Annotated in this window: 13 protein-coding genes, 4 pseudogenes and 2 CRISPR repeat arrays (1 of these 19 only partly in view); of the genes and pseudogenes, 11 read left to right on the top strand and 6 right to left on the bottom strand. The window is 71.0% G+C overall.

The window, feature by feature from the left end; genetic code table 11:
- The first annotated feature begins 22 nt into the window (after positions 1-22).
- The 3 genes from ACIHEI_RS28865 to paaK all read left to right on the top strand — a co-directional run bounded on the left by ACIHEI_RS28865 (position 23) and on the right by paaK (position 2,148).
- Positions 23-184 carry a hypothetical protein gene (locus ACIHEI_RS28865; protein WP_396608722.1) on the top strand — a complete coding sequence of 54 codons (162 nt, stop codon included), beginning with the start codon at positions 23-25 and terminating at the stop codon, positions 182-184.
- Between the two features lie 183 nt (positions 185-367).
- Positions 368-799, top strand: coding sequence for a hydroxyphenylacetyl-CoA thioesterase PaaI (gene paaI / locus ACIHEI_RS28870; RefSeq protein WP_396608723.1), 432 nt, complete (start codon positions 368-370; stop codon positions 797-799).
- On the top strand, positions 796-2,148 hold the full coding sequence (gene paaK / locus ACIHEI_RS28875) for a phenylacetate--CoA ligase PaaK (protein WP_396608724.1): 1,353 nt from the start codon (positions 796-798) through the stop codon (positions 2,146-2,148). The genes paaI and paaK overlap by 4 nt, the downstream gene beginning before the upstream one ends.
- A gap of 263 nt (positions 2,149-2,411) precedes the next feature.
- Here paaK and ACIHEI_RS28880 read toward each other — a convergent pair.
- Both ACIHEI_RS28880 and ACIHEI_RS28885 read right to left on the bottom strand, forming a co-directional pair.
- Positions 2,412-3,140, bottom strand: a pseudogene (locus ACIHEI_RS28880) (putative Ig domain-containing protein); the annotation flags it as partial.
- 201 nt (positions 3,141-3,341) lie between these two features.
- Positions 3,342-4,052, bottom strand: a pseudogene (locus ACIHEI_RS28885) (serine protease); the annotation flags it as partial.
- On the opposite strand from ACIHEI_RS28885, the gene ACIHEI_RS28890 reads away from it, so the two are divergent.
- Positions 4,051-4,479 (top strand): GNAT family N-acetyltransferase, encoded by a 429-nt coding sequence (locus tag ACIHEI_RS28890; RefSeq protein WP_396608725.1) that lies wholly within the window; start codon positions 4,051-4,053, stop codon positions 4,477-4,479. The pseudogene ACIHEI_RS28885 and the gene ACIHEI_RS28890 sit on opposite strands and share 2 nt — an antisense overlap.
- Before the next feature lie 9 nt (positions 4,480-4,488).
- Here ACIHEI_RS28890 and ACIHEI_RS28895 read toward each other — a convergent pair whose 3' ends face one another.
- From ACIHEI_RS28895 to ACIHEI_RS28910, 4 genes and pseudogenes are all read right to left on the bottom strand, one after another.
- On the bottom strand, positions 4,489-5,796 hold the full coding sequence (locus tag ACIHEI_RS28895) for a hypothetical protein (RefSeq protein ID WP_396608726.1): 1,308 nt from the start codon (positions 5,794-5,796) through the stop codon (positions 4,489-4,491).
- A gap of 291 nt (positions 5,797-6,087) precedes the next feature.
- A pseudogene (locus ACIHEI_RS28900) lies at positions 6,088-6,231 on the bottom strand (exodeoxyribonuclease III); the annotation flags it as partial.
- A 315-nt stretch (positions 6,232-6,546) separates the two neighbouring features.
- A CRISPR array of direct repeats spans positions 6,547-8,161; the repeat unit is 25 nt; unit sequence TGACCCCCGCTCGCGCGGGGAAGAC.
- Positions 8,162-8,784: 623 nt separating this feature from the next.
- A pseudogene (locus ACIHEI_RS28905) lies at positions 8,785-9,343 on the bottom strand (SMI1/KNR4 family protein).
- A 2,039-nt stretch (positions 9,344-11,382) separates the two neighbouring features.
- Positions 11,383-11,508 (bottom strand): hypothetical protein, encoded by a 126-nt coding sequence (locus tag ACIHEI_RS28910; protein ID WP_396608727.1) that lies wholly within the window; start codon positions 11,506-11,508, stop codon positions 11,383-11,385.
- Between the two features lie 545 nt (positions 11,509-12,053).
- Here ACIHEI_RS28910 and casA point away from each other — a divergent pair.
- The 7 genes from casA (at position 12,054) to cas2e (ending at position 21,515) form a co-directional block, all read left to right on the top strand.
- Positions 12,054-16,691, top strand: a complete 4,638-nt coding sequence (gene casA / locus ACIHEI_RS28915) for a type I-E CRISPR-associated protein Cse1/CasA (protein ID WP_396608728.1) — start codon at positions 12,054-12,056, stop codon at positions 16,689-16,691.
- The gene (gene casB, locus ACIHEI_RS28920) at positions 16,688-17,476 is read left to right on the top strand and encodes a type I-E CRISPR-associated protein Cse2/CasB (protein WP_396608729.1); all 789 of its coding nucleotides are present in this window, start codon (positions 16,688-16,690) and stop codon (positions 17,474-17,476) included. Before casA ends, casB begins: the two co-directional genes overlap by 4 nt.
- Before the next feature lie 78 nt (positions 17,477-17,554).
- Positions 17,555-18,715: a type I-E CRISPR-associated protein Cas7/Cse4/CasC gene (gene cas7e, locus ACIHEI_RS28925; RefSeq protein ID WP_392951553.1), complete on the top strand. Its 1,161-nt coding sequence runs from the start codon at positions 17,555-17,557 to the stop codon at positions 18,713-18,715.
- On the top strand, positions 18,712-19,521 hold the full coding sequence (gene cas5e, locus ACIHEI_RS28930; RefSeq protein ID WP_396608730.1) for a type I-E CRISPR-associated protein Cas5/CasD: 810 nt from the start codon (positions 18,712-18,714) through the stop codon (positions 19,519-19,521). The genes cas7e and cas5e overlap by 4 nt, the downstream gene beginning before the upstream one ends.
- Positions 19,518-20,174 (top strand): type I-E CRISPR-associated protein Cas6/Cse3/CasE, encoded by a 657-nt coding sequence (gene cas6e, locus ACIHEI_RS28935; protein WP_396608731.1) that lies wholly within the window; start codon positions 19,518-19,520, stop codon positions 20,172-20,174. The genes cas5e and cas6e overlap by 4 nt, the downstream gene beginning before the upstream one ends.
- Entirely contained in the window at positions 20,171-21,166 is a 996-nt protein-coding gene (gene cas1e / locus ACIHEI_RS28940; RefSeq protein WP_396608732.1) for a type I-E CRISPR-associated endonuclease Cas1e, read from the top strand. Before cas6e ends, cas1e begins: the two co-directional genes overlap by 4 nt.
- A gap of 28 nt (positions 21,167-21,194) precedes the next feature.
- On the top strand, positions 21,195-21,515 hold the full coding sequence (gene cas2e, locus ACIHEI_RS28945; protein WP_396608733.1) for a type I-E CRISPR-associated endoribonuclease Cas2e: 321 nt from the start codon (positions 21,195-21,197) through the stop codon (positions 21,513-21,515).
- Between the two features lie 21 nt (positions 21,516-21,536).
- Positions 21,537-22,507: a CRISPR direct-repeat array (repeat unit 29 nt; unit sequence GTCCTCCCCGCGCGAGCGGGGGTCAGCCG) (it continues 1,495 nt past the right edge of the window).

Below are 22,507 nucleotides of genomic sequence, written 5' to 3' on the forward strand. Positions count from 1 at the left end.
GGGGGTGGCCAGCCGGTAGTCGATGCGGCAGCGGACAGAACAGCTCGTCGGATCGTTCGAGGATCTGGACGCGTCGGCGGAGATCACGCCATGGAAGCGTCCGGGCCCGGGGCCGTGGCTGACCGATCGGCAGGGCGAGTGGGACGCGATGGTGTGGGCGAAGGTCGACCGGGCGTTCAGGTAGGCGAAGGACTTCGCGGACGTGGCGCATTGGACGGAGGAGAACCGGCGAAGAAATCGGGTCGATCCTGGGCGTTCGGCGACATGCGCCCACCTCTTGACAGGCACTGCCGATGCTGGATTACTTGGCCGAAATCGAGACGGGTAACCGAATGTTCGGTCGGGCGACAAGAGTGGTGAAACGCATATGAATCGACCACCCGACGGCACGGTCGCGGCAGGACCCGCCCAGCTGATGTTCGCCGCGGACACGGCGTCCCGGAGCCTGGGAATCCAGCTCCTGGCCGCCGCCGACGGAACGGCCTCGGCGACCATGACGGTGACCCCGCAGATGGTCAACGGCCACGGCATCGCGCACGGCGGCTACCTGTTCCTGCTGGCCGACACCACCTTCGCCTGCGCCTGCAACAGCCACGGTCCGGTCACCGTCGCGGCGGGCGCCGACATCACCTTCGTCGCCCCGGCACGCGAAGGCGACGTGCTCGTGGCGACGGCACACGAGCGCACCAGATTCGGCCGCAGCGGCATCTACGACATCACCGTCCTGCGCGGCGACGAGGTGATCGCGGAGTTCCGCGGCCGCAGCCGCAGCCTCAAGGACGTGAAGGAGACACGATGAGCACGACCACCGGCACGACGCGTCCCGTCGGCGGGCCCCGGCGACTGGGCGACGCACTCCCGACCGGTCTGCGGGACAAGGGCGAGCGCCTGGACCCCGAGGAGCTGAAGGCACTCCAGCTCACCCGGCTCCGGAGCACCCTGGAACACGCCTACCGGAACGTCGATTTCTACCGCCGCAAGTTCGACGAGGCCGGCGTCCGGCCCGAGGACTGCCGCACACTCGCCGACCTCGTCCGCTTCCCGTTCACCACCAAGGCCGACCTGCGCGACAACTACCCCTTCGGCATGTTCGCCGTCCCGAGGGAGGACGTCCGCCGGATCCACGCCTCCAGCGGCACCACCGGCCGCCCCACCGTGGTCGGCTACACCGCGAACGACCTGTCGATGTGGGCGGACATGGTGGCCCGGTGCATCCGCGGGGCCGGCGGCCGCCCCGGCGACATCCTGCACAACTCCTACGGCTACGGACTGTTCACCGGTGGCCTCGGCGCCCACTACGGCGCCGAACGCGCGGGCTGCACCGTCATACCGGCTTCCGGCGGCATGACCGCCCGCCAGGTCCAGATCATCCAGGACTTCCGGCCCAGGATCATCATGGTCACCCCCTCCTACATGCTGACGCTCCTCGACGAGTTCGAGCGCCAGGGCATCGACCCGCGCACCAGTTCCCTGGAGATCGGCATCTTCGGCGCCGAGCCGTGGACCGAGGAGATGCGCCGCGAGATCGAGGAGCGCCTGGACATCCACGCCGTCGACATCTACGGCCTGTCCGAGGTGATCGGCCCGGGGGTGGCCGGCGAGTGCGTCGAGACCAAGGACGGCCTCCACATCTGGGAGGACCACTTCTACCCCGAGGTCGTCGACCCCCTCTCCGACGAGGCGCTGCCCGAAGGCGACAGCGGCGAGCTGGTCTTCACCTCCCTCACCAAGGAGGCCCTGCCGATCATCCGCTACCGCACCCGCGACCTCACCCGGCTGCTGCCCGGCACCGCGCGGCCCGCCTTCCGCCGCATGGAGAAGGTCACCGGCCGCTGCGACGACATGATCATCCTGCGCGGCGTCAACGTCTTCCCCACCCAGATCGAGGAGATCGTCCTGCGCATCCCCGCCCTCGCCCCGCACTTCCAGCTGGAACTGACCCGGCGCGGACGCATGGACCACATGACCGTGCGTGTCGAAGCACGGCCGGACGCGACCGCCGACGAGCGCGGGGCCGCCGCCGCAGCCCTCGCCAAGGGCGTCAAGGACGGCGTCGGCATGACCGTCGGCGTTGATGTCGTCGACCAGGACACCCTGGAACGCTCGCTCGGCAAGCTGCGCCGGGTCGTCGACTCACGGAAGTCGTGATCACACGTCCGGGACCCTGATGGCATGACCCGTCCTCCGTCCGACGGCGTCCCCCGGCCCGGCGCCCCCGTCCCCGACCGGACCCCCACCGAGGCCCGGCGACGGGGCCCGCCGGGTCGCTCGGCGGGGCGCGGGCCGCACCCTGTGCTGGGCGCGGGCCGCACCCCGTGCTGGGCGCCATGACACCCGGACCCCGCCGCGCTGAGGACTCAGCCCGGCGGATCCACCGGAAGCGTTCGGGTGGCTCCGCCGGGCCGTGGGGCTCAGCTGGTCTGGATCGCGGTGTCGTCGATCACGAAGGAGGTCTGCAGCGAGGCGTCCTCGACGGCGTTGAACTTCACCGTCACCGACTGGCCGGCGTAGGCCGACAGGTCGATGGTCTTCTGGGTGTAGCCGGTGTTCTTGTCGAGGTTGGAGTACGTGGCGACCGAGGTGCCGTTCGCCGTGACGGTGAGCTTGTCGTACGCGCTCGAGGTGGTGGTCTCGGCGGTGTCGATGTGGAGCCAGAAGCTCAGCGACGCCTTGCAGCCGGCCGGGATGGTGACGGTCTGCGAGATGCTGTCGGTGTGGCTGGAGCCGTAGCCGTCCATCCACGCCTTCCACGAACCGCTGTGCGCGGCCTGCGAGGCGGAGCTGTCGACCACACCGGAGGTGGTGGTCCACGGGGCCGCGGTGCCGGTCTCGAAGCCCGCGTTGCCGAGGAGCTGCGCCGGGGTGCAGGTGCCCTGGTTCGTGGTGACCGTCCAGGAGAACGTGACGGAGGCGGTCTTGTTGGCCGCGTCCTTGACGGTGACGGTCACCGAGGAGCCGCCCGCAGTGGTGGCGGTCCCGCTGATCAGGCCGGTGGAGGCGTTGATCGACAGGCCGGCGGGCAGGCCGGTGGCCGAGTAGCTCAGCGGCGCGGTGCCGCCGGATGCCTGGATCTGCAGGTTGACCGAACCGTTGACCGCAGTGGACTGGTTACCCGGGTTGGTCACCGACACGGCCGCGCCGGCCGGCTTGGTCAGCAGGCAGCCGCTGACGTTCAGGTCGATGACCCGGCCGGTGCCCAGGCAGGTGGTGAACCAGTACGTCTCCTCACCGTAGCTCTGGCCCTTGGTGACGGTCGTGGTGCCGTCCGCGGCCACCTCGCACGGGTTGTTCATGGTGCACATCGCACCGTCGTCGTTGCCGGTGTTGTTGATGCCGACGACCTTCCTGCTGGCGGCGTCGACAATGGGCGAACCGGACGTGCCGTGCGTGGTGTTGCAGCCCGCGCTGTAACGCAGCGAGTCGTGCCAGGTCCACTGGTCCTCGCGCAGGGTTCCGACGAACCCGTTGATCGAGCAGTTCCACACCTGCTTCCAGTACGAGGACGGTATGTACATCGAGGACCCGTCGACCGGGTGGGTGTCGCTGATCGTCAGCGCAGTCGCCCCGTACTTGGAGGTGACGGCGGCGAAGGTGTCGGTGAGCTGGTACAGCGCGACGTCGGTACCGGTCATCGTCGCGTACAGCACCTTGTCCGCCTGGACGGTGCCGAGCGAGGTGCCGGCGGAGTTGAGCAGGGTGCCGCTGCGGCTGGCGCTCGCGTTCTGGATGACCTGGCCGGCCGACGGCATGGTCGGCAGGCAGTGGCCGTTGGTCAGCATCATCGCCCGGTCGGTGTCCACCGAACTCGGGTAGCGGACCAGCGAGGCGGAGCAGTTGCTCAGCGCGATGGTGGAGGTCAGGTCGCCCGCCTGAACGGCCTGCGCGGGAGCGGCACCGAAGGTCAGGGCACCCGCAACGACCGCGCCCGCGCCGAGCGCGGCGGCGAATCTCTTGAACATGGCTCTCCTCGTGGGGGATTGCGGACGTGCGGCCGGTTGGTGCACGTCTGCGCCGCACGAAAATGCCATGGCCACTTCAATGCGGTCAACCATGTCGACGGAACTCGCAATCGAAGCCCTCCGCAGACGCCCCCGTCGGGCCGGACTTCTGACGCACCATCAAATCGCGCATGACCGAAACCCGTGGCCGCGCGCCGAACAGCGGGTGGTCGTCGCCGTCGACGACAGCACCCGGCAGGTGGTCGGCGTGCACGTCGTCCGCAGCTACCCGCACCGCCGGGAGATCGGCTACATCCACGACACCTCGGTGCTCGCCGCGCACCGCGGGCACGGCCTGGGCCTGGGGGTGAAGGTCCGTCAGACGTGGCTGATCGCCGCCGAACGGCCGGACCTGGAGCTGATCTGCACCACCACCAGCACCCACATGACCGGCATCAACCACGCGCTCGGCTACGAGACGGCCCGGACGATGAACTGGGTCGAGACCACGGCGGCGGGGCCAGCCGGGAAGCCGGCCTGAACGACCGGGTCACAGGCGGTGGATGGTGGACGCGTCCTCCGCCCAGAGCCAATTCACCGGCTGGTAGCGCTTCTTGGCGGCGTTGCGGGCCTTGGCGATGCCGGACAGCGCGGCCTCGACGGCGGCGGGGAGGTCGGCGAGGTCGGCTGGGACGGGGACGCGCAGTACGAAGTGCTGCTTGCGGTGGGCCAGGAGGAGTTCGCCGGCAGGGGTGCAGTCGAGCAGGGTGAAGTGCACCAGCGGCTTGAACGGCTTGTCGGCGGTGGACACCCGGGCCCGCAGCGCTCCGTCGGCGGTCCAGGCGTACAGGCCGTAGCGGTTGAGGTGGAAGGCGCGGGCGCGGTACGGGTCGGCGGCGACGGTGAAGTCGAAACCGGTGAACGGGCTGTCGTTGTGGAGATGCAGGCCGCCGAGGCGGCCGCGGACCGTGCCCCGGTCGTCGAGCAGCGCGAAGCTGAATTCCTGGCCGCGGCTGCCGGAGCGGAAGGTGTGGCCGTACACCGGGACGACGAACAGGTCGTCGCCGAGCGCGGACGGCCGGGTCATGAACGACCGGTCGTAGCCGTAGAGGCTGCGGTGCGTCCCGGTGAGCTCGGTGAGGGCCTCGGCCAGCGACGGCGACGGGCGGTTGGCCCCCAGCACCGGCGCGTCCCCGAACACGACGTGCGGCTGGGCGTCGGCACCGGTCTGACGGGGCGTCCGGGAGGTCAGCGTGGCGATCGCGCGCAGCCGCGGCTTGTGCCCGGGGGCGAGCACGTCGCCGGGCTCGGTGACGGCGACCAGGTTGAGGATCGCGCCCGCCCAGTTGTCCACCTTGTACTCGGAGGTCGTGCACAGCAGCCGCCCGCCGGGCGTGACCGCGACCGACGCAGCGAACGGGTCGCCCGCCGGCCCGTCCGCGAGCACGCCCGCCGTGGGCATCGGCCAGCCGGCCCGCACCTCGTCCAGCCCGGGGGAGATCAGGTGGGTGCTGCCGGGCCTGGTGCTGACCGCCAGCGAGCCGTCCGGGAGCACCGCCAGGTTCGCGTCACTGCCCCAGCCGACGGCCCCCACCCGGCCGTCCGAGTGCTGCCCCAGCACGGCGGTGGCGACGGGCGTCCCGTCGGCGTCGTAACGGGTGATCATCCGCTCGCTGAAGCGGGGCACCGCCGGATCGCGGGGGTACCGGTCGTGCCGCCACAGGATGCTCAGCACGTAGGTGTCCCCGGCGGGGGTCGCCACCGCGTGCTCCGCCTTCATGCCCCAGTCGTGGGCCTCCGGGTCGAGGGCGTGGCGTCGGACCAGCGAGGCGGGCGCGGTGACGGGAAGCAGTGTCATGCCGGACATCCTTTCGGATGCCGCCGACAAACCTTCTTCGTTCTCACCTACGCAGCCACCCACACGCCCTCCTGCGCGGTGAGGGCGGTGGACCGAGGCAGGCTCATCCGAGTTTTTTACAGATCGAGTCGTTTCCCTTGCCGGTGTCCGGCCCGTCGGGTGTGAACTGTGCGACCTCCGCTGTGTGGTCTGCGGTGGGGTGATGGGCAGGCGAGCGCCCTGGTTCTGCCCCGGTCGGATGTGGCTGTGGCCGAGGGGCCTCACCAGGGCGCTCGCCATCTGCCGTCAGCGCTACGGGAGTTGGCCGAAGTCGAAGACTGTGGTGACGGGTGCGTGGTCGGACCAGCGTTCGGCGTGGGAGGCGGCGCGCTCGACGTACGCCTCGGTGCAGGTGGCCGCGAGTTTCTGACTGGCCATCAGATAATCAATCCTCCAGCGGAACGACGCGTTTTCCAAAAGAGTCCACCCGTTCGAGTGGGGGTGGTTCGTATGCGTCGGCTGGCGTGGGCGGTTGGGGGCTACCCGTGGGCAGTATGACGACTTTGGCGCCGGTTCGGGCGGTGGTTGGTTCGCGTGTCTCGGACACGCACGGGCAGGACGGGAAGGTCTCTCACCTGATCCAGGCGGAGTCGGCGGCGCGGCATGCCCTGTCAAAGGAGTGGGAGATCGTCGGGTCGTTCGAGGATCTGGACGTGTCGGCGGAGGTCACGCCATGGAAGCGCCCTGATCTGGGCCCCTGGCTGGGTGGGCCGGCTGACCCCCGCTCGCGCGGGGAAGACTAGGTGCCGAGGTGGCGGTCGACGCGGTACCGCGGGTGACCCCCGCTCGCGCGGGGAAGACCGGTCACAGGCCGGCCTCGATCGCGTGGATGCCGGGTGACCCCCGCTCGCGCGGGGAAGACCGCAGGAACTTCGCGAGGTCCGCCGGGGACTGCGGGTGACCCCCGCTCGCGCAGGGAAGACAACGACGCCTGCGAGACGAGTCCGGCGGTGGCCGGGTGACCCCCGCTCGCGCGGGGAAGACCCACCGGACAGCATGGCGAACACGCCTGGATACGGGTGACCCCCGCTCGCGCGGGGAAGACGCGGGCGGCCTGGAGGACGCGCCCGACTCCGACGGGTGACCCCCGCTCGCGCGGGGAAGACAAGCCCTGGAACAGGGCCTGCTGGACGTCGAACGGGTGACCCCCGCTCGCGCGGGGAAGACGCCGGCCTCGTGGGCGCGATTGTCTGGGGGGGAGGGTGACCCCCGCTCGCGCGGGGAAGACGGTGTTGGAGTTGGTGCTCATCGGGTGACCTCCGGGTGACCCCCGCTCGCGCGGGGAAGACGATCACGAAGCGGGAGCGGGGCGACTGGACCCCGGGTGACCCCCGCCCGCGCGGGGAAGACCGGACCGACAGCCGAACCGTCCCAGGGTGTGGCGGGTGACCCCCGCTCGCGCGGGGAAGACGCTTGACACGGCACCGAAACCTGGACCGGAACCGGGTGACCCCTGCTCGCGCGGGGAAGACGTTGAAGGCCTCCCACAGGCTGTCGGCGACGGCGGGTGACCCCCGCTCGCGCGGGGAAGACAGGTCGCCGACCGCGTCGTTGATGACGGCGAGCGGGTGACCCCCGCTCGCGCGGGGAAGACGTCGTCGTGTGGCGGCAGTCGAAGGCCCAGACCGGGTGACCCCCGCTCGCGCGGGGAAGACATATCCGACTTGAACCGTTGCCAGAACGGGGTCGGGTGACCCCCGCTCGCGCGGGGAAGACTGGAACGCCGAGTGCCAGTTGCCGTCCGCGTCCGGGTGACCCCCGCTCGCGCGGGGAAGACCTGCGGATCACCGACGACTGGTACCCCGAGGGCGGGTGACCCCCGCTCGCGCGGGGAAGACGCAGCACCACCGCTATGCCCGGACCGGGATCGCGGGTGACCCCCGCTCGCGCGGGGAAGACATGACCGTCCGCTCGTGAATGGCCCTGATCGGCGGGTGACCCCCGCTCGCGCGGGGAAGACTCGACGGCCGGGAGGGTATCCCAGCCGTCGACCGGGTGACCCCCGCTCGCGCGGGGAAGACGACACCGGGGCGGACCTCTATCCGGGGCTCGACGGGTGACCCCCGCTCGCGCGGGGAAGACGCGGTCGTCTCCCCGGTGGGCAGGACGTCGGGCGGGTGACCCCCGCTCGCGCGGGGAAGACGTGCCCAGCGAGTCCGTCCGCCCCGCGGAGTTCGGGTGACCCCCGCTCGCGCGGGGAAGACCAGATGACGTACGGCACGTGATCCGGTGCCGGTGGGTGACCCCCGCTCGCGCGGGGAAGACGTCCGCCTGTGCCATCACGAGCGGGTCGATGCCGGGTGACCCCCGCTCGCGCGGGGAAGACGCTTCGCGACCTGCAGCGTTATGACGGCTTTGCAGTTTCTTTGCCATGTCCGGCCACTGGTGGAGCTTCAGGTATCAAGGAGCGGCATAGGCCCCTGCTCGCGCGGGGAGGACCGGCTGTGGGCGAACGCCGATTTCAGCAGAGGCGGCCGACCCCCGCTCACGCGAGGAGGAGATGGTGCCCACGCCGGCGACTGCCCCTCGCTCGCGCGGGGAAGACAAGGTCAGCGACGTAATGCGCAACGCCCACAACGGCAGACCCCCGCTCGCGCAGGGAGGAGCGACGCCCCCGAGTTAGTGACCTGCCCCGCCACCTTCCAGGACCCGGCCTTCCGCGCCCCGGCACCCGCCGAAACGGCCCGCGTCCACCGCGAACTCGGTGCCGCGCCCGCCGTCCTGGTCGCCTTCACGGCCGATGCAGGCGGCCCCGCCCCGGCCGACGGGCTGATCGCCGGGGGAGGGTGGCGCCTCGTCCGAGGCATTGTCTACCGGTACTGGCGCGGCGAGTTGGGCGCGGGGGAGCGCCACACACCATGGGTGCGGCCGCTGGAGTGGCCGTGCACGGGGGCGGGAATCGGGCCGCGCCCTGGACGGACGTTGGGCGGACGTTGAACGGACTCCGGATCAACTCTCGGCGTCGAACCAGTCGTTGCCCGCGGCCCAGCCGGCGAAGCCCGGAGCGGCCGTGGTCACGCCGAAGGGTGCGCCGAACGGGTGGGCGCCCTCGCCGGTGACGAGCCAGATGTGACTGCGGTGCCGGCCGGTGACGACCAGGTGCCAGTACATGCAGCAGCCCTCGGTGCCGAGCACGATCGAGCCGCGGTCGAAAACCTGCTCGATCGCCTCGTCGAGGTCCTCCTCCGGAGTGCTCTCGTCGTCCTCCCGCGGCCAGGCTTCAGTGAGCGGGAACGGCCGGGACAGCACCCGCTCCGGTCGGCCCTTCCCCCAGTCGCGGCAGCTCGGCGAGCGGCACCAGCCCGTAGTGCGGCGGCCCGAGGCGCGAGCCGTCCGCGATCTCGGCGACGAAAGTGCGGTAGGGCTCCGGCAGGGCGACGCCGTGTTCCGCCTCGAAGGCGTGCACTCCCGCCCAGCCGAGAGCGGAGTCCTCGGTCGTGGCGAAGGCTTCGCGGAGGGCAGCGAGTTCGGCCGCGTCAGGGTGTTCAGCGTGCACGCGCCCATGCATAGCAGCAGGGGCGCGTGCACGCTGAACACCCGGGCACCGCTCACACGGGGAGGACGCTTGCTGCCGTGCGGCGGTGGCGGCCGGTTGCGGCTGACCCCCGCTTGCGCGGGGAAGACCGGCTGGTTTTCTGGTAGGCGGTGTAGGAGAGCGGCTGACCCCCGCTCGCGCTGGGAGGGTACGCCCCAGGACGTGCAGGCGATGGCACAGCACGGCTGACCCACGCTCGCGCGGGGAGGATTCCGGCGCGGGCCCCTGACCGTCCGGACTCGGCGGCTGACCCACGCTCGCGCGGGGAGGATCTTCGCGACCTGCAGCGTTACGGCGGCTTTGTATTTTCTTTGCTGTGCGTAGTTGTTGAGGGAGGTTCAGATGTCAAGGGGCGGCCGGATGCATCGTGTCACGGCGGTACGACGATGCCGCCGGTGCGGACCTCGAGGCCTGCGCCGGCTGACCCCGCTCGCGCTGGGAGGACAGGACGCCAACACTGCCATACGCCGCGCCAGCGGCTGACCTCAGCTCGCGCTGGGAGGACCGGGATATGTCGCTCCAGGCGCCTGATAGCGAGGCGGTCTCCGGTACGAGCAGAGTGAGCGCGCCGCGAGTGGGCTCGCCGGGGCGCTCGATCTTCCCGACGCGAGCCGGGTGCGAGCGAGGCCAGTGTGGTCGCATCCGGCGGAGCGGAGGCGGCCGGGCCGAACTCGGCCTGTTCAAATGAGCTTCATGCGCGCGAACCTATCGACGCGACCGTTTGTGGTGGCAGGGCGTGCCAGAGCACCCGGGCGCGCGCGAAGCCCGTCACGGGGACGGGCGCAGCACTCGCGCCGTCCAGCCGGAGGGAAAGGCAGCCACGCCCCGGGGATTGGCTGATCCTCGCTGGCACCGAGAGGATGCGACGGCGAGGTCTTGCGGGGGCTGTGCGCCTGCCTGCCCCCGCTCACGCAGCGAGGCCCCGGCCGCGTCCCCTACACACTGCCGGCCGACCTTCGCGCGCGTGGGGAGGTATTTCCGGAGTTGAAGAGAAGTCCACTACCTGACGCGCAAGCGGCGGTAGAGGTAGGGGGAGCAGGACCATGGGCAGAGTGCCTGGCATGGAAACCGTTGATGACGACACGGCAGTAGTCCGCCAACTCATCTCCCGCGCACCGCAGGTGGGCTGGGACTGCGACCAGATCCCCAAGGAATCGCGTTGGCTGACAGGCCGTCGGTTCGGGTGGCGGCAGGGAAGCTTTACGGGACCTTCGTTGGGCACCCCCTGGAAGGACGCACCATCGTCAGAGCGCTCAACTTGGCGCTGCCGTGGCGCGTATCTCAACGACGAGCCGGTGTTTGAGGTCGACTACCGCACTTGCACTCGATGTCGCCTCGGCTGGGTCGAACAGCCATACACTCAGCAACGGTATCGACGGCTCGGCCTCGCCGCTGCATGCCTGGCCCAACTGCGCGACGAGAACCCGGCGCTGTCCTGGCACACGCTCGGCGGCCATACCCATGGCCCAGGGGTTCTGGGAATCGGTGGGTACAGGAGTGGCCGGCAGTTACGCACAGAGCAGAGTGTGCCGCCATGTGACGTCCGGATCAGTCAACTCGTCCCTGCACGGTGACCATAAGCCGGGCCTTCTCCTCGCCGTTCAGCTACTGCTGTACGCACCTGCCGGCGTGAACAGGATGGGCACCGGTGTGGACGTGTTCACTCAAGAGGGTGGCCGAGTTATGAAGTTGGTTGACCTCCGCTTGCGCGGAGAGAACGCACCTTGAACCGCTCCTGCTCCGCACAGAACGGGCAGACCCACGCGTGAGCGAAGATGATGGCAGGTTATCGCAGTCACAAGGTTCTGTGCGCCGAAGGTGCGGTAAAGCCCATTTCCGCCAAGGGACAACAAGGGGATCGCTCGTGTGAGAGGAACGGTTCCGGGCGTATGGTCAGGAACGACTGATAGCCGGGTCGCGCAGCCCCAGCGAACAACCTGCATCGGGCGTCGGCGATAGGCCCGAGGGGTGCCGTTTTTGTTGAATCTGAAGGGCGGCACCCCTCGGGGGGCTCACTGAAGGTGATGGAGCACCGTCTCAGTGACGCGCATCAGGTAGTACGTGGCGGCCACCACCGGGTACCCGGTGGTGGCCGCCCTTCGGACCACCTCCCACAGGCGCCTGAACCAATTGGTCATGGCACCCTCCTCTCCCCTGTCGCCGTTTTTCTGTCTGATGCGACGGCAGGCTCATCTTTAGGGCGAGGATCAACCGGAGGTTACGACGCTGGCGGCCGCAGCCAGCGGCCCGGTAATAATATTTTCGAGCTTGCATTCGACGATCGGGTGAGTGTTTGAATTCGTCCGATCTTCTACTGCAGCAGCAACTCTGCGCCGCCGCGGGGCGGTTGGAGGACGGAGTTGCTCTCGCCAAGGTGTCGCCGCGATAATTTGCCCCCAGGTGACTCTCCGGCGATTCACCCTCTCCCGGTGGTGCGCAAGTTGACGACGGCGCGGAGTCAGGAAGCGAAATGGGCGTAGATGCAGCCACCCCTGAGGATCGACGATCGCCTTGGCTGTGCACTGCGACACGCAGGAGCTAGGCGCGGATTGGAGGTCTCGGTGCATCGACATCGGCGGTAATTCTGACTGCAATCGCGCAAGCTTGATCAGATTTGACAATTTATGATCGATTTCTATGAGTGGCTCGCGGTTTGTCAGTGGGGGCTGATACCTCCTTCGGCATGAGCAATGAGTTCGAGGCCCGCCCGTTCTGCGGTATCGACATTTTGTTGTGGGGGAAGGAAGACGGGCTGGATAAGGCGTATCCGCTGATCTGCCACCTTCTCGACACCGCCGCGGTGGCGGGCGCGGTGTGGGATGCGGTGCTGGGGGCTCCGCTGCGGGTTCGTCTGGCCGAGGAGCTGGGGGTCGAGGAGGCCGAGGCGCGCCGGTTGGTGATGGTGTGGGCGGGGTTGCACGACATGGGGAAGATCAGCCCGTCATTCCAGGCGCTGGTCGAGGAGGAGTTCGCGAAGCTGGCATCCGACCCCCGCTATGCGGAGGCCTCGAGCCCGGCGTCTGTGCGGCACGAGGCGGCGACGCACTGGGGCTTGGTGGAGCTGCTGCAGGGGTGGGGTTACCCGGCAGAGGGACGTCGGGTGCGGTCGTGGCCGGCGCACCAGGTCGCGCAGCTGCTCGGTGGTCATCACGGCTGCTTCGAGCGGGCGCTGCAGCGCAAGGAGCTGGATCACCCGTCGGCGTACCTGCCCGGGCTGGGGACGGCGGAGCGGTGGGCGGAGCAGCGGGCGGCGCACGCGGAGGTGGTGCGGGGGATCGTCGGTGGTGGTGCGGTGCCGGTGGTGGGGTTGTCGGGATGGGCGGCGGTGGTGGTGCTGGGTCTGGTGGTGGTGGCGGACTGGTTGGTGAGCCAGGTCGAGGTGATCGAGGGTCGGATTCCGGTCGAGGGGTGGGTGGCGGACGAGGGGGCGTTGCGGGCGCACTTCGACGTGGCGGTTTCCGGTGCAAAGGGGTGGGTGGCGGAGGCCGGTCTGGGGCAGGCGGTATTCCCCGCTCGGGCGATCGAGGAGATGTTCGACTTCGAGAAGGCGAATCCTTTGCAGCAGAGTTTGGCGAGGGAGTTGCCGGCTCTGGTGTCGGGGCCGGGCCTGGTGCTGGTGACGGCGCCGACGGGTGACGGTAAGAGCGAGGCGGCGTTGTTCGCGGCGTCGGTGCTGGCGAGGGCGTCGGGGGCCGGGGGGCTGTACTTCGCGCTGCCGACGATGGCGACGGCGGATGCGATGTTCGGGCGGGTGCGGGATTTCGCGGACAGGAATCTCGAGGGTGATCGGGGGTTGATGCCGGTGCACGGGATGGCGCGCCTCAGCCCGCTGTTCAAGCCGGCGCAGGGGTCGAGGGAGGGCGAGGAGGAGGTTCGGGAGAGCAGGGGGATCTCCTCGCAGGAGGGCACGTCGACGGAGGCCGCGCAGTGGTTGTGGGCGGGGCGGCGGGGGTTGTTGGCGCCGTTGGCGGTGGGGACGGTCGACCAGGCGCTGACGGGTGTTCTGCCGGTGCGGTACGGGTTTCTGCGGCTGTTCGGGTTGGCGAACAAGGTGGTGGTGGTGGATGAGGCGCATGCGTACGGGCCGTGGATGCACAGCCTGTTGGTGCGGTTGCTGGAGTGGTTGGGGGCGTTGGGGGCGCCGGTGGTGCTGCTGTCGGCGACGTTGACGGGGCGAGCGGCGTCGTCGTTGGTGGAGGCGTACCGGCGCGGGGCGGGGTTCGAGGACCGGGCGGTGGTCGAGCCGTGCTACCCGGGCTGGTTGTTCGTGGACGCGGCCACGGGGCGGGTGAGCGAGCCGCGGGCGGTGGAGAGTGACCGGGCGCGGGAGCTGGTGGTGGAGCGGCGGCCGGTGCGGTGGGACGTGCACGAGGATGGCGCGCCGGCGGCGGGGTCGCGGCGGGCGGCGTTGGTGGAGCTGGTGGCGCCGGTGGTGGACGGCGGCGGGTGCGTGCTGGTGTGCTGCACGACCGTCGAGGAGGCGCAGCGGACGCTCTTGTTCCTGCGGGAGGAGTTTCCCGGGTTGGTGGGGCGTGCGGGGGGTCTGCGGCTGCTGCACTCGCGGTTTCCGGCGCTGGTACGGGAGCGGATTTCGGGGGAGTGCGAGGAGGCGTTCGGGAAGGGGAGCGGTGGGGGGGTGAGGGCGGGTTCGGTGTTGGTGGCGACGCAGGTGGTGGAGCAGTCGCTGGATCTGGACTTCGACCTGGTGGTGTCGGATCTGGCGCCGTTGGCGCAGTTGCTGCAGCGAGCGGGGCGCGGGTGGCGGCACAAGCGCGGTGAGCGGCCGGGGTGGGCTGGCGGGAAGCTGCGGCTGGTGGTGCTGGAGCCGGTGGGGGATCACGGTGGGGTGCGGGTGCCGGGGTCGTGGGGGTCGGTGTACGACGCGTCGTTGCTGGTGCGGACGAGCACGCTGCTGGCGGGTTTGGGCGGGCGGGCGGTGGCGGTGCCGGGGGATGTGCAGGGGCTGGTCGATGCGGTGTACGAGGAGGACTTCGGGCGGCGGTTGGAGGAGTCGGCGCGGCGGGAGTTCGAGCGGTGGGACGTGCGGCGCGAGGCGGGGGAGTTGGCGGAGGCGCAGCTCGCGGAGCTGGTGCGGATTCCGGCGCCGGGGGATGTGGACGGTGACTGGTCGGTGCTGACGGATGCTCCCGAGGGGGTGTCGGAGGAGTTGCTGGCGACGCGGTTGGGAGCTGAGACGGCGCGGGTGGTGTTCGTGTATGCGCGGTCGGGGGGTGGGGTGAGTCTGGATCGCGAGGGTCGGTTGCGGGTGCCGGGCTGGTCGCGGGGCCGGGGCGTTGGGCGGGCGGATGCGGTCGAGGTGCTGCGGCATTCGGTGCCGCTGCCGGCGGGCTGGGTGGCGGGGGAGTCGGAGGGCGACAGGCTCGTGGGGCCGTGGGCGAGGACGGCGATGCTCAAGGACCTGCGGGTGGTGGTGCTGCGCGAGGACCGCGAGGGCCGGTGGATCGGCCGGGTCGGGGGTCAGGAACTGCAGCTGTCCGATGTCGGGGTGACGCGGGGCTGGACGGTCGACGAGCCGCTACGGCGGGCCGCAGCGACCTTGCCGCGGATGGCTGCCGTGGCAGCTCCGCGTACGGCCGGGGAGCGGCCGCAAGCTGCTGCTGCGGCGGCGTCCCGGGACGGCGCCGCAGGACCAGAAGCACAGGAGGAGCGCGCGGCATCGCGGCGGGAGCCGGTGGTCGGCGAGAAGAAGAGGAAGGAGAGGGCTGTGACGGTGCCCGAGGCGCCAGCGGTGTTCAACCTGGTCGACGAGCCGTGGATCCCGGTGCGGTGGCTTGCGGGCTTGCCGCCGCTCGCGGAGGGCGGGGAGCGTCCCGCTGCGGTGGGTCTGCGGCGGCTGCTGGTGGACGCGCACGAGATCGAGGAGATCGCCGTCGGCCTGCCGCCGGCTCTCGCCGGACTGTACCGGGTGCTGGCGGCGATCACGGCGCGGGTGACGGGACTGGACGAGCGCGGGCCGGGGCTGTGGGGGGTCCGGCGCGAGCGGGTCCAGGACGGGGGGCGGTTCGATGTGGAGGCCGTCGGCGCGTATCTCGACCGGTACTGGCACCGGTTCGACGTGTTCGATGAGGTGCGGCCGTTCCTGCAGGACCCGCGGCTGGCGCAGCAGTGCGACGCGTCGAACACGGCGGGGGTGGACAAGCTGGTGACGACCAGGCCGTCGGGCAACAACCACGCCTGGTTCGAACATGTGGCGGCGGGCGCGCCGGTGCTGCCGGAGACGGCGGAGGCGGTGCTGCACCTGCTGGTGTGGCAGTACTTCGGGGCGTCGGGCCGGTGTTCGAGCCGGACGGTGGGCGCGGTGAAGGCCGCAGACGCGAAGGCCGGGCCGCTGCGCAGCACCCTGTCGTACCACCCGCAGGGGGCGAGCCTGTTCGAGACGCTGCTGGCGAATCTGGTGGAGCCGGGCGGGCAGGTGCGGCGGGAGGAAGACCTGTGCCCGTGGGAGCAGGCGGAGTTGAACGACCCGCTGGGGGTGCCGGCGCGGGTGCAGGGGCCGTGTTCGTCGTTGACGGGGCGCTCGCAGCATGCGCTGCTGCTGGTGCCGGACGGGGACGGGCGGCGGGTGCGGGATGCGTTCATCACATGGGCGTGGCGGGAGAAGGTTGCGCGGGAGGGCGATCCGTATCTGATCTGGCAGCTCTCCAAGGAGGGGAACTCCTATCCGCGGCCGGCGGATTCGGGCAGGGCGTTGTGGCGGGATGTGGACGCGCTGCTGCTGAGTGAGCTGCCGGGGGAGAGCCGGCCGCGGCGTCCGGAGGTGTTCCGGACGGCGCCGGAGGTCTCGGAGTGGCTGCGGGTGCGGGCGCTGGGGTTCGAGCAGGACGGCCAGGCGAAGGACGTCCAGTTCGTCGACGCCTCGACGCCGCCCGTGTTGGGGCTGTCGGAGCGCCGGGCACCGGACTCCGCCGCGCTGGTGAGCAAGTTGCGGGCGGTCGGAGAGATGTACGGGCGGCGGCTGGAGTTGGCGGTGAAGAAGGCGTGGCAGCAGTTCACCGACGCCCCGAAGCTGAAGGACTGCGCGTGGGCGGTGGACGCGGGTGCTCGGTACTGGCCGGCCGCGGAAGCGGAGTTCTGGGACCGGTTCGGGAGGCGGGACTTCGAGGGCGCGGGCGTGGTGTTCCGGCGGCTGGCGGAGGAGGCGTTCGAGGCGGTGACCGCGCGGGCGGTGGTGTCGGTGCGGGGCGCGCGGGCCTGTGAGGCGGCGCGGATCGAGTTGTACGGCGGCCGGCGCAAGAGCATCCCGGCCCCGGCGGTGGGCGGCTCTGCCCGTCGGGGTGCGAGCAAGGAGGTGGCGAGGTGAGCGAAGCGGTGAGGGTGGTCGAGCAGGAACTGCTGGTGACGCCAGCGGGGGGCGGCGTTCCCGCGCAGCGGGGCAGTCGCCGGCAGAGGGGGCCGGAGGCGGCGTTCACGGCGTGGGTGGAGCAGCGGTGTGCGGCGGATCCGGGGGTGCGGTCGGCGCTGCGGCGCGGTGCGGGCAAGGGCCTGGACCGGGTGCCGTCGATGCACCGGTTCGTGGCGCGCTGGCTTCCGGACGGTGCCGGGGACGACGTGCACCGGGCGTACTACACGGTGGCGGCGATGATCGCCGCGCAGCGGCGCAGCCAGTACACGGTGCCCGCGGGCGCAGAGGGCGAGGTCGTGGAGGCCAGGGCGGTCGGGGCGGCCGAGGCGGTCGAGGCGGTGCGGGACGCCGAGGGTGCGCCGCAGGGTGCCGCCGTGGCGGGGCCGGAGGACGGGGTGCCGGAAGCGCGATGGCGCCCCCGGCAGAGTCTGGGTCGGTCGTTCGCGCAGGCGGTCGCGTCCGGAGGGCTGCGGGAGAGTTCGGCGGAGACGCGGTTGAACCTGCTGTCGCGGCAGAGCGTGGACGGCCTGCACCGGCACCTTCCGGGGGCGGTGCGGCAGTTGCGGGAGGCCGGCGCGCCGGTGGACTGGGCGCTTCTGCTGCGGGATCTTTCCGGCTGGCGCCAGTACGGGGGCGAGGTGAAGCGGCGCTGGCTGCAGGACTTCTACCGCGAGCGGCACCGGTCGGGTGTGCGGGCGGCGCGGGAGGCGGACAACGCGGAAAACGTCGGCGGCGACAAGTAGCGGGTGCAGGGCCGGGTGCCGCCCGCCGGCGACACCCAACCGATGCAGGTTCATGAAAACGACTTGAGGGAGAAGAGCATGGTGGCGAAGTCGAACACGGGCGCGCGGTTCGTGGACGTGCACGTGGTGCAGAGCGTGCCGTTCGCGAACCTGAACCGGGACGACAACAACTCGGTGAAGACGGTCGCCTACGGCGGAACCGAACGGACACGTGTCAGCAGCCAGTCGTGGAAGCGCGCGGCCCGCACCTACTTCCAGGAGCAGATGGGCGACGCGGCGCTGCGTACGCGGCGGATCGGCGAGCGGGTGGCGCGGCTGCTGGAGGAGGAACGCGCCTGGCCGGGCGCCCTGGCGGCGCGGGCGGGGCAGCACGTGGCGGCGGGCAGCAGCATCAAGTTCGAGGTCGACGGCGACAGCGCGGCGGTGACGACGAACGCGATGGTGTACGTGCCGGGCAGCGCGGTCGCCGAACTCGCCGATCTCGCGGAGGAGTTTCGGGCCGGGCTGGAGGCGGCGAAGGACATCAAGAAGACGAGCGACAAGAGCGTCCTGCCCAAGGGCCGGGTGGATGCGGTGCTGCGTTCGCGCAACGGGGTGATCAACCTGTTCGGGCGGATGCTGGCGGAGGTCGACGACGCCGGAGTGGACGGGGCGGTCCAGGTCGCACACGCGCTGACCACTCACGGCACCGACATCGAGCTGGACTACTTCTCGGCCGTCGACGACGTGACCGACTTCTGGAACGACACCACGGGCAGTGCGCACATGGGGCACGCCGAGTTCTCTGCCGGCGTGTTCTACCGCTTTGCGACGATCGACCTGCAGGAGCTCGCGGGCAACCTCGGCGGCGACCTGGCCGCCGCCAGGGAGTTGGCGGCCGGCTTCGTGGAGGCGTTCGTCCTGTCGCTGCCACAGGCGAAGAAGACCGCGACCGCGCCGCACACTATCCCCGACCTGGTGCACATTGCGGTGCGCTCGGACCGGCCGCTGTCGTTCGCCGCCGCGTTCGAGGAGCCGGTGCGCGCCGGCCAGGAGGGCGGCTACTCGGCGCCCTCCCGCAACGCGCTGGCCGAGTACGCGGCGGCCGCGAACACGCTGCTCGGCAACCGCGGCATCGTCGCGTCCGGCTGGGCCGGCATCGACCCGAAGAGCCCGATGGAACTGGGCGAGCGCGCCGCATCGTTCCCCGCGCTGATCGACACCGCCATCGCCGCTGCCTACCCGCAGGCGGACCGGTGAGCGGTGAGGCGGGCCTGCTGCTGAGGCTGGCCGGCCCGCTGCAGTCCTGGGGCGAGCGCAGCAAGTTCAACGAACGCGACACCGCGCCCTTCCCCACCCGCTCCGGAGTGATCGGCCTGCTCGCCTGCGCGCTCGGCCGCCGCCGCGGCGAGGACATCGGCGACCTGGCCCGGCTGTCGCTGACGGTGCGCGCCGACCGACCGGGGGTGCGGCTGCGCGACCTGCACACCGTCGGCGGCGGCCTGCCCGCCCGGCACACGGTGACTACCGCGGAGGGCAAGAAGCGCCCTGCGGCCGCGGCGACGCTGCTCTCCCACCGCTACTACCTCGCGGACGCAGTGTTCACCGCGGCGCTCACCGGCCCCTCTGACATCCTCCAGGCGTGTGCCGCGGCGCTGCGCGAGCCGTTCTGGCCGCCGTACCTGGGCCGACGCTCCTGCCCGCCCGAAGGGCCAGTGCTACTGGGCGAGTTCGACGACGTCCAGCAGCACCTGCTGGAGCTGCCGCTGGCCCGCCCCCATCAGGGAGCGACGGGCACGGTGCCGGTGGTCTTCCACGGCGACCGGCCCCTCACCCATCTGGCAACGGTGACCGAGGGTTTTGACGGCAGCGACCCGGTGGGACAGGTCAACGACGACCCGCTGTCCTTCCACCCCCAGCGCCGCGCCCACCAGAGCCGCGCCCGCTACCAGCGCACCCTGCACTTGCCCGCCGACCGCTGTCAGGGCCTGGGCGCCGACTACCTCAAGGCCCTCGCCGCCCACCTCGCCCCCCGCCCGCCCCGTCCCGAAGGCTCGCCGGCATGACCTTGTGGCTGACCCGCATCATCCCCGACCAGCGCCACCGCGACGTCCACCGCGACAGCGCCGACGCCGTCAACCTCCACCACAGGATCATGTCGCTGTTCCCCGACGACATCCCCAGCACCGAACCCCGCCGTCACCTCGGCATCCTGTTCCGCACCGAGACCAGCCGCGACGGCGACCGGATCCTGTTGCAGAGCAACCGGGAGCCCGACCTCACCCAACTCCCCGCCGGCTACGGCCCCGCCGCCGCCAAACCCCTCACCCCGCTCCTCGACGCCCTGCGCAAAGGCCTGCCGGTGCGCTACCGCATCGTTGCCAACGCCGTCCGCAAGCCCGGCGCCACCACCCGCGCCCTCTACAGCCTCCCCGAAGTCGTCCCCCTCAACGGCCCTCACGCCGAAGAATGGTGGACCCGCCAGGCCGAAGCCGCCGGCCTCGCCCTCACCACCCTGCACTCGACCCCCCTGGACACCGCCGTCGGCAACCGCCGCCAGAACAACCAGCGCGTCCAACACGCCCGCACCCTCTTCGAAGGCACCGCCCGCATCGCCGACCCCGACCTCCTGCGCACCCGCATCCACGAAGGCATCGGCCGCGGCAAGGCCTACGGCTGCGGCATGCTCAGCGTCGCCCCCCGCAGGGAAGCCCCATGACACCCCCACGTCCACGCGCCGGCACATCGGCCGGCGCCCGGCGCAAACTCGCCGCACCCACCGTGGCGATGCTGCCCCGCATCGCCGACTCCCTCTCCTTCCTCTACCTCGACCTCGTTCGAATCGTCCAGGACGACACCGGTGTCTGCGCCGAGATCAACACCGCCCAGCGCGGCACCGAGACCGTCTACCTCCCCACCGCCGCCCTCAGCTGCGTCCTGCTCGGACCCGGTACCTCCATCACCGCCCGCGCCCTGGCCACCCTCGCCCGCCACGGCACCACCGTCCTCATCGCCGGATCCGGCGGCGTCCGCTGCTACGCCGCCACCCTCCCCGAATCGCTCAGCACCACCTGGCTCGAACGCCAGGCCCGCGCCTGGGCCGACGACCGCCGACGCCTCGACATCGCCGTCGCCATGTACCGCCAACGCTTCGGCGGCACCGACCTGCCCACCGACATCAACCTCGACAAACTCCGCGGCATGGAAGGCCAACGCGTCAAGGCCCACTACCGCCTCCTCGCCCAGCAACACCGCATCGGACGCTTCCGCCGCAACTACGACCCCGACTCCTGGGACACCCAAGACCCCGTCAACCTGGCCCTGTCCGCCGCCAACACCTGCCTCTACGGCATCGTCCACGCCGCGATCCTCGCCCTCGGCTGCTCACCCGCCCTCGGCTTCGTTCACAGCGGCAACCAGCAGGCCTTCGTCTACGACATCGCCGACCTCTACAAGGCCGAGCTGACCATCCCTCTGGCCTTCTCCCTCCACTCCTCCACCGAACCGGAAGCCGAAGCCCGCCGCGGCTTCCGGGAAGGGCTTCGCCTCTTCAAACTCCTGCCCAGGATCGTCACCGACGTCCAACGCCTGCTCGCGCCCGACACCGACATCGCCGTCCCGGACCCGGACGAGCAACTCGTCGACCTCTGGGACCCGGTGGTCGGAGCAGTCCCCGGCGGCGTCAATTACTCCACGGGAGAAGCTCTGTGAACTGTCCACAGATCGGTAGGGAGCCGCTGTGGCGTCCCTGACCGTCCTGTCGATGACCGCCGTCCCGGACCACCTCCGCGGGGCCCTGACGCGATGGCTGCTGGAAGTCACACCCCAGCTGTACGTCGGCACCATCTCCGCCAAGGTCCGGGAAGAACTCTGGACATCCGTCAGCCACTGCATCGCGGACGGAGTCGCCGTGCTCGTCCACCCCACCGACAACGAGCAGGGCTTCACGCTGCGAACAGCAGGCCCCCAACGACGCCAGCCCGTCGACTTCGACGGACTGCTGCTCATCGCCCAAGCGCGGGCCGCGCCAGCAGAAGGTCAAGAACTCGCAAAGGCGTAGAGAAAGCGCAGGTCAAAAAGGGTCCTCCCCGCGCGAGCGGGGGTCAGCCCACGCGGCCGGATCGGGCACGGCCGGGGCGGGAGTCCTCCCCGCGCGAGCGGGGGTCAGCCGCTCGGCCGCGGCCAGCGACAGGACGCCGAGTTGTCCTCCCCGCGCGAGCGGGGGTCAGCCGGCGTCGATGATGGCGGCGGCGGCGTAGTGGTCGTCCTCCCCGCGCGAGCGGGGGTCAGCCGGCGTTCGACAGCTCGGGCACCGCTGCGGGCATGTCCTCCCCGCGCGAGCGGGGGTCAGCCGTCGCCAGACCGACCATGATCGAGTTCTCAGATGTCCTCCCCGCGCGAGCGGGGGTCAGCCGTTCTCGCACTGCGAGAACTTCCCTCAGACCCTGTCCTCCCCGCGCGAGCGGGGGTCAGCCGCGGACCTGAGGCGCGAATACGGGCTGACCGCGGTCCTCCCCGCGCGAGCGGGGGTCAGCCGTCGAGGTTGACCTCGGCGAATTGCGTCGCAGGGTCCTCCCCGCGCGAGCGGGGGTCAGCCGGTGCACCTGTGCCCGACGTGCGGTCAGGAGATGTCCTCCCCGCGCGAGCGGGGGTCAGCCGAGCGACATCATCGCCGCGGCGGTGATCCGCTTGTCCTCCCCGCGCGAGCGGGGGTCAGCCTTCGGCGGGCCGTCGTCGGCGGGGCGGGGTTCGGTCCTCCCCGCGCGAGCGGGGGTCAGCCGCATGCCGACGATCGCGGCCAGGGTCTGGCTCGGTCCTCCCCGCGCGAGCGGGGGTCAGCCGCTGGTGCACGTCACCATCGCGTGCAAGGGAGGGTCCTCCCCGCGCGAGCGGGGGTCAGCCGATCGAGCTGTACCGGACCGCCGCCTGGTTCGGGTCCTCCCCGCGCGAGCGGGGGTCAGCCGGCGGATCTGACGCTCGCGGCGACGACGGACGTGTCCTCCCCGCGCGAGCGGGGGTCAGCCATGGGGCCGTCGGCGCCGGTGCTCACCC

Origin of the sequence: Kitasatospora sp. NPDC051984 (assembly GCF_044593455.1) — a bacterium.
Lineage (GTDB): Bacteria > Actinomycetota > Actinomycetes > Streptomycetales > Streptomycetaceae > Kitasatospora.

Excerpts from the sequence above, each read along its gene's own strand:
- ACIHEI_RS28865 (WP_396608722.1), top strand. The coding sequence starts at position 23 with ATGCGGCAGCGGACAGAACAGCTCGTCGGATCGTTCGAGGATCTGGAC.
- paaI (WP_396608723.1), top strand. The coding sequence starts at position 368 with ATGAATCGACCACCCGACGGCACGGTCGCGGCAGGACCCGCCCAGCTG.
- paaK (WP_396608724.1), top strand. The coding sequence starts at position 796 with ATGAGCACGACCACCGGCACGACGCGTCCCGTCGGCGGGCCCCGGCGA.
- ACIHEI_RS28890 (WP_396608725.1), top strand. The coding sequence starts at position 4,051 with ATGTCGACGGAACTCGCAATCGAAGCCCTCCGCAGACGCCCCCGTCGG.
- ACIHEI_RS28895 (WP_396608726.1), bottom strand. The coding sequence starts at position 5,796 with ATGACACTGCTTCCCGTCACCGCGCCCGCCTCGCTGGTCCGACGCCAC.
- ACIHEI_RS28910 (WP_396608727.1), bottom strand. The coding sequence starts at position 11,508 with ATGACCAATTGGTTCAGGCGCCTGTGGGAGGTGGTCCGAAGGGCGGCC.
- casA (WP_396608728.1), top strand. The coding sequence starts at position 12,054 with ATGAGCAATGAGTTCGAGGCCCGCCCGTTCTGCGGTATCGACATTTTG.
- cas7e (WP_392951553.1), top strand. The coding sequence starts at position 17,555 with ATGGTGGCGAAGTCGAACACGGGCGCGCGGTTCGTGGACGTGCACGTG.
- cas6e (WP_396608731.1), top strand. The coding sequence starts at position 19,518 with ATGACCTTGTGGCTGACCCGCATCATCCCCGACCAGCGCCACCGCGAC.
- cas1e (WP_396608732.1), top strand. The coding sequence starts at position 20,171 with ATGACACCCCCACGTCCACGCGCCGGCACATCGGCCGGCGCCCGGCGC.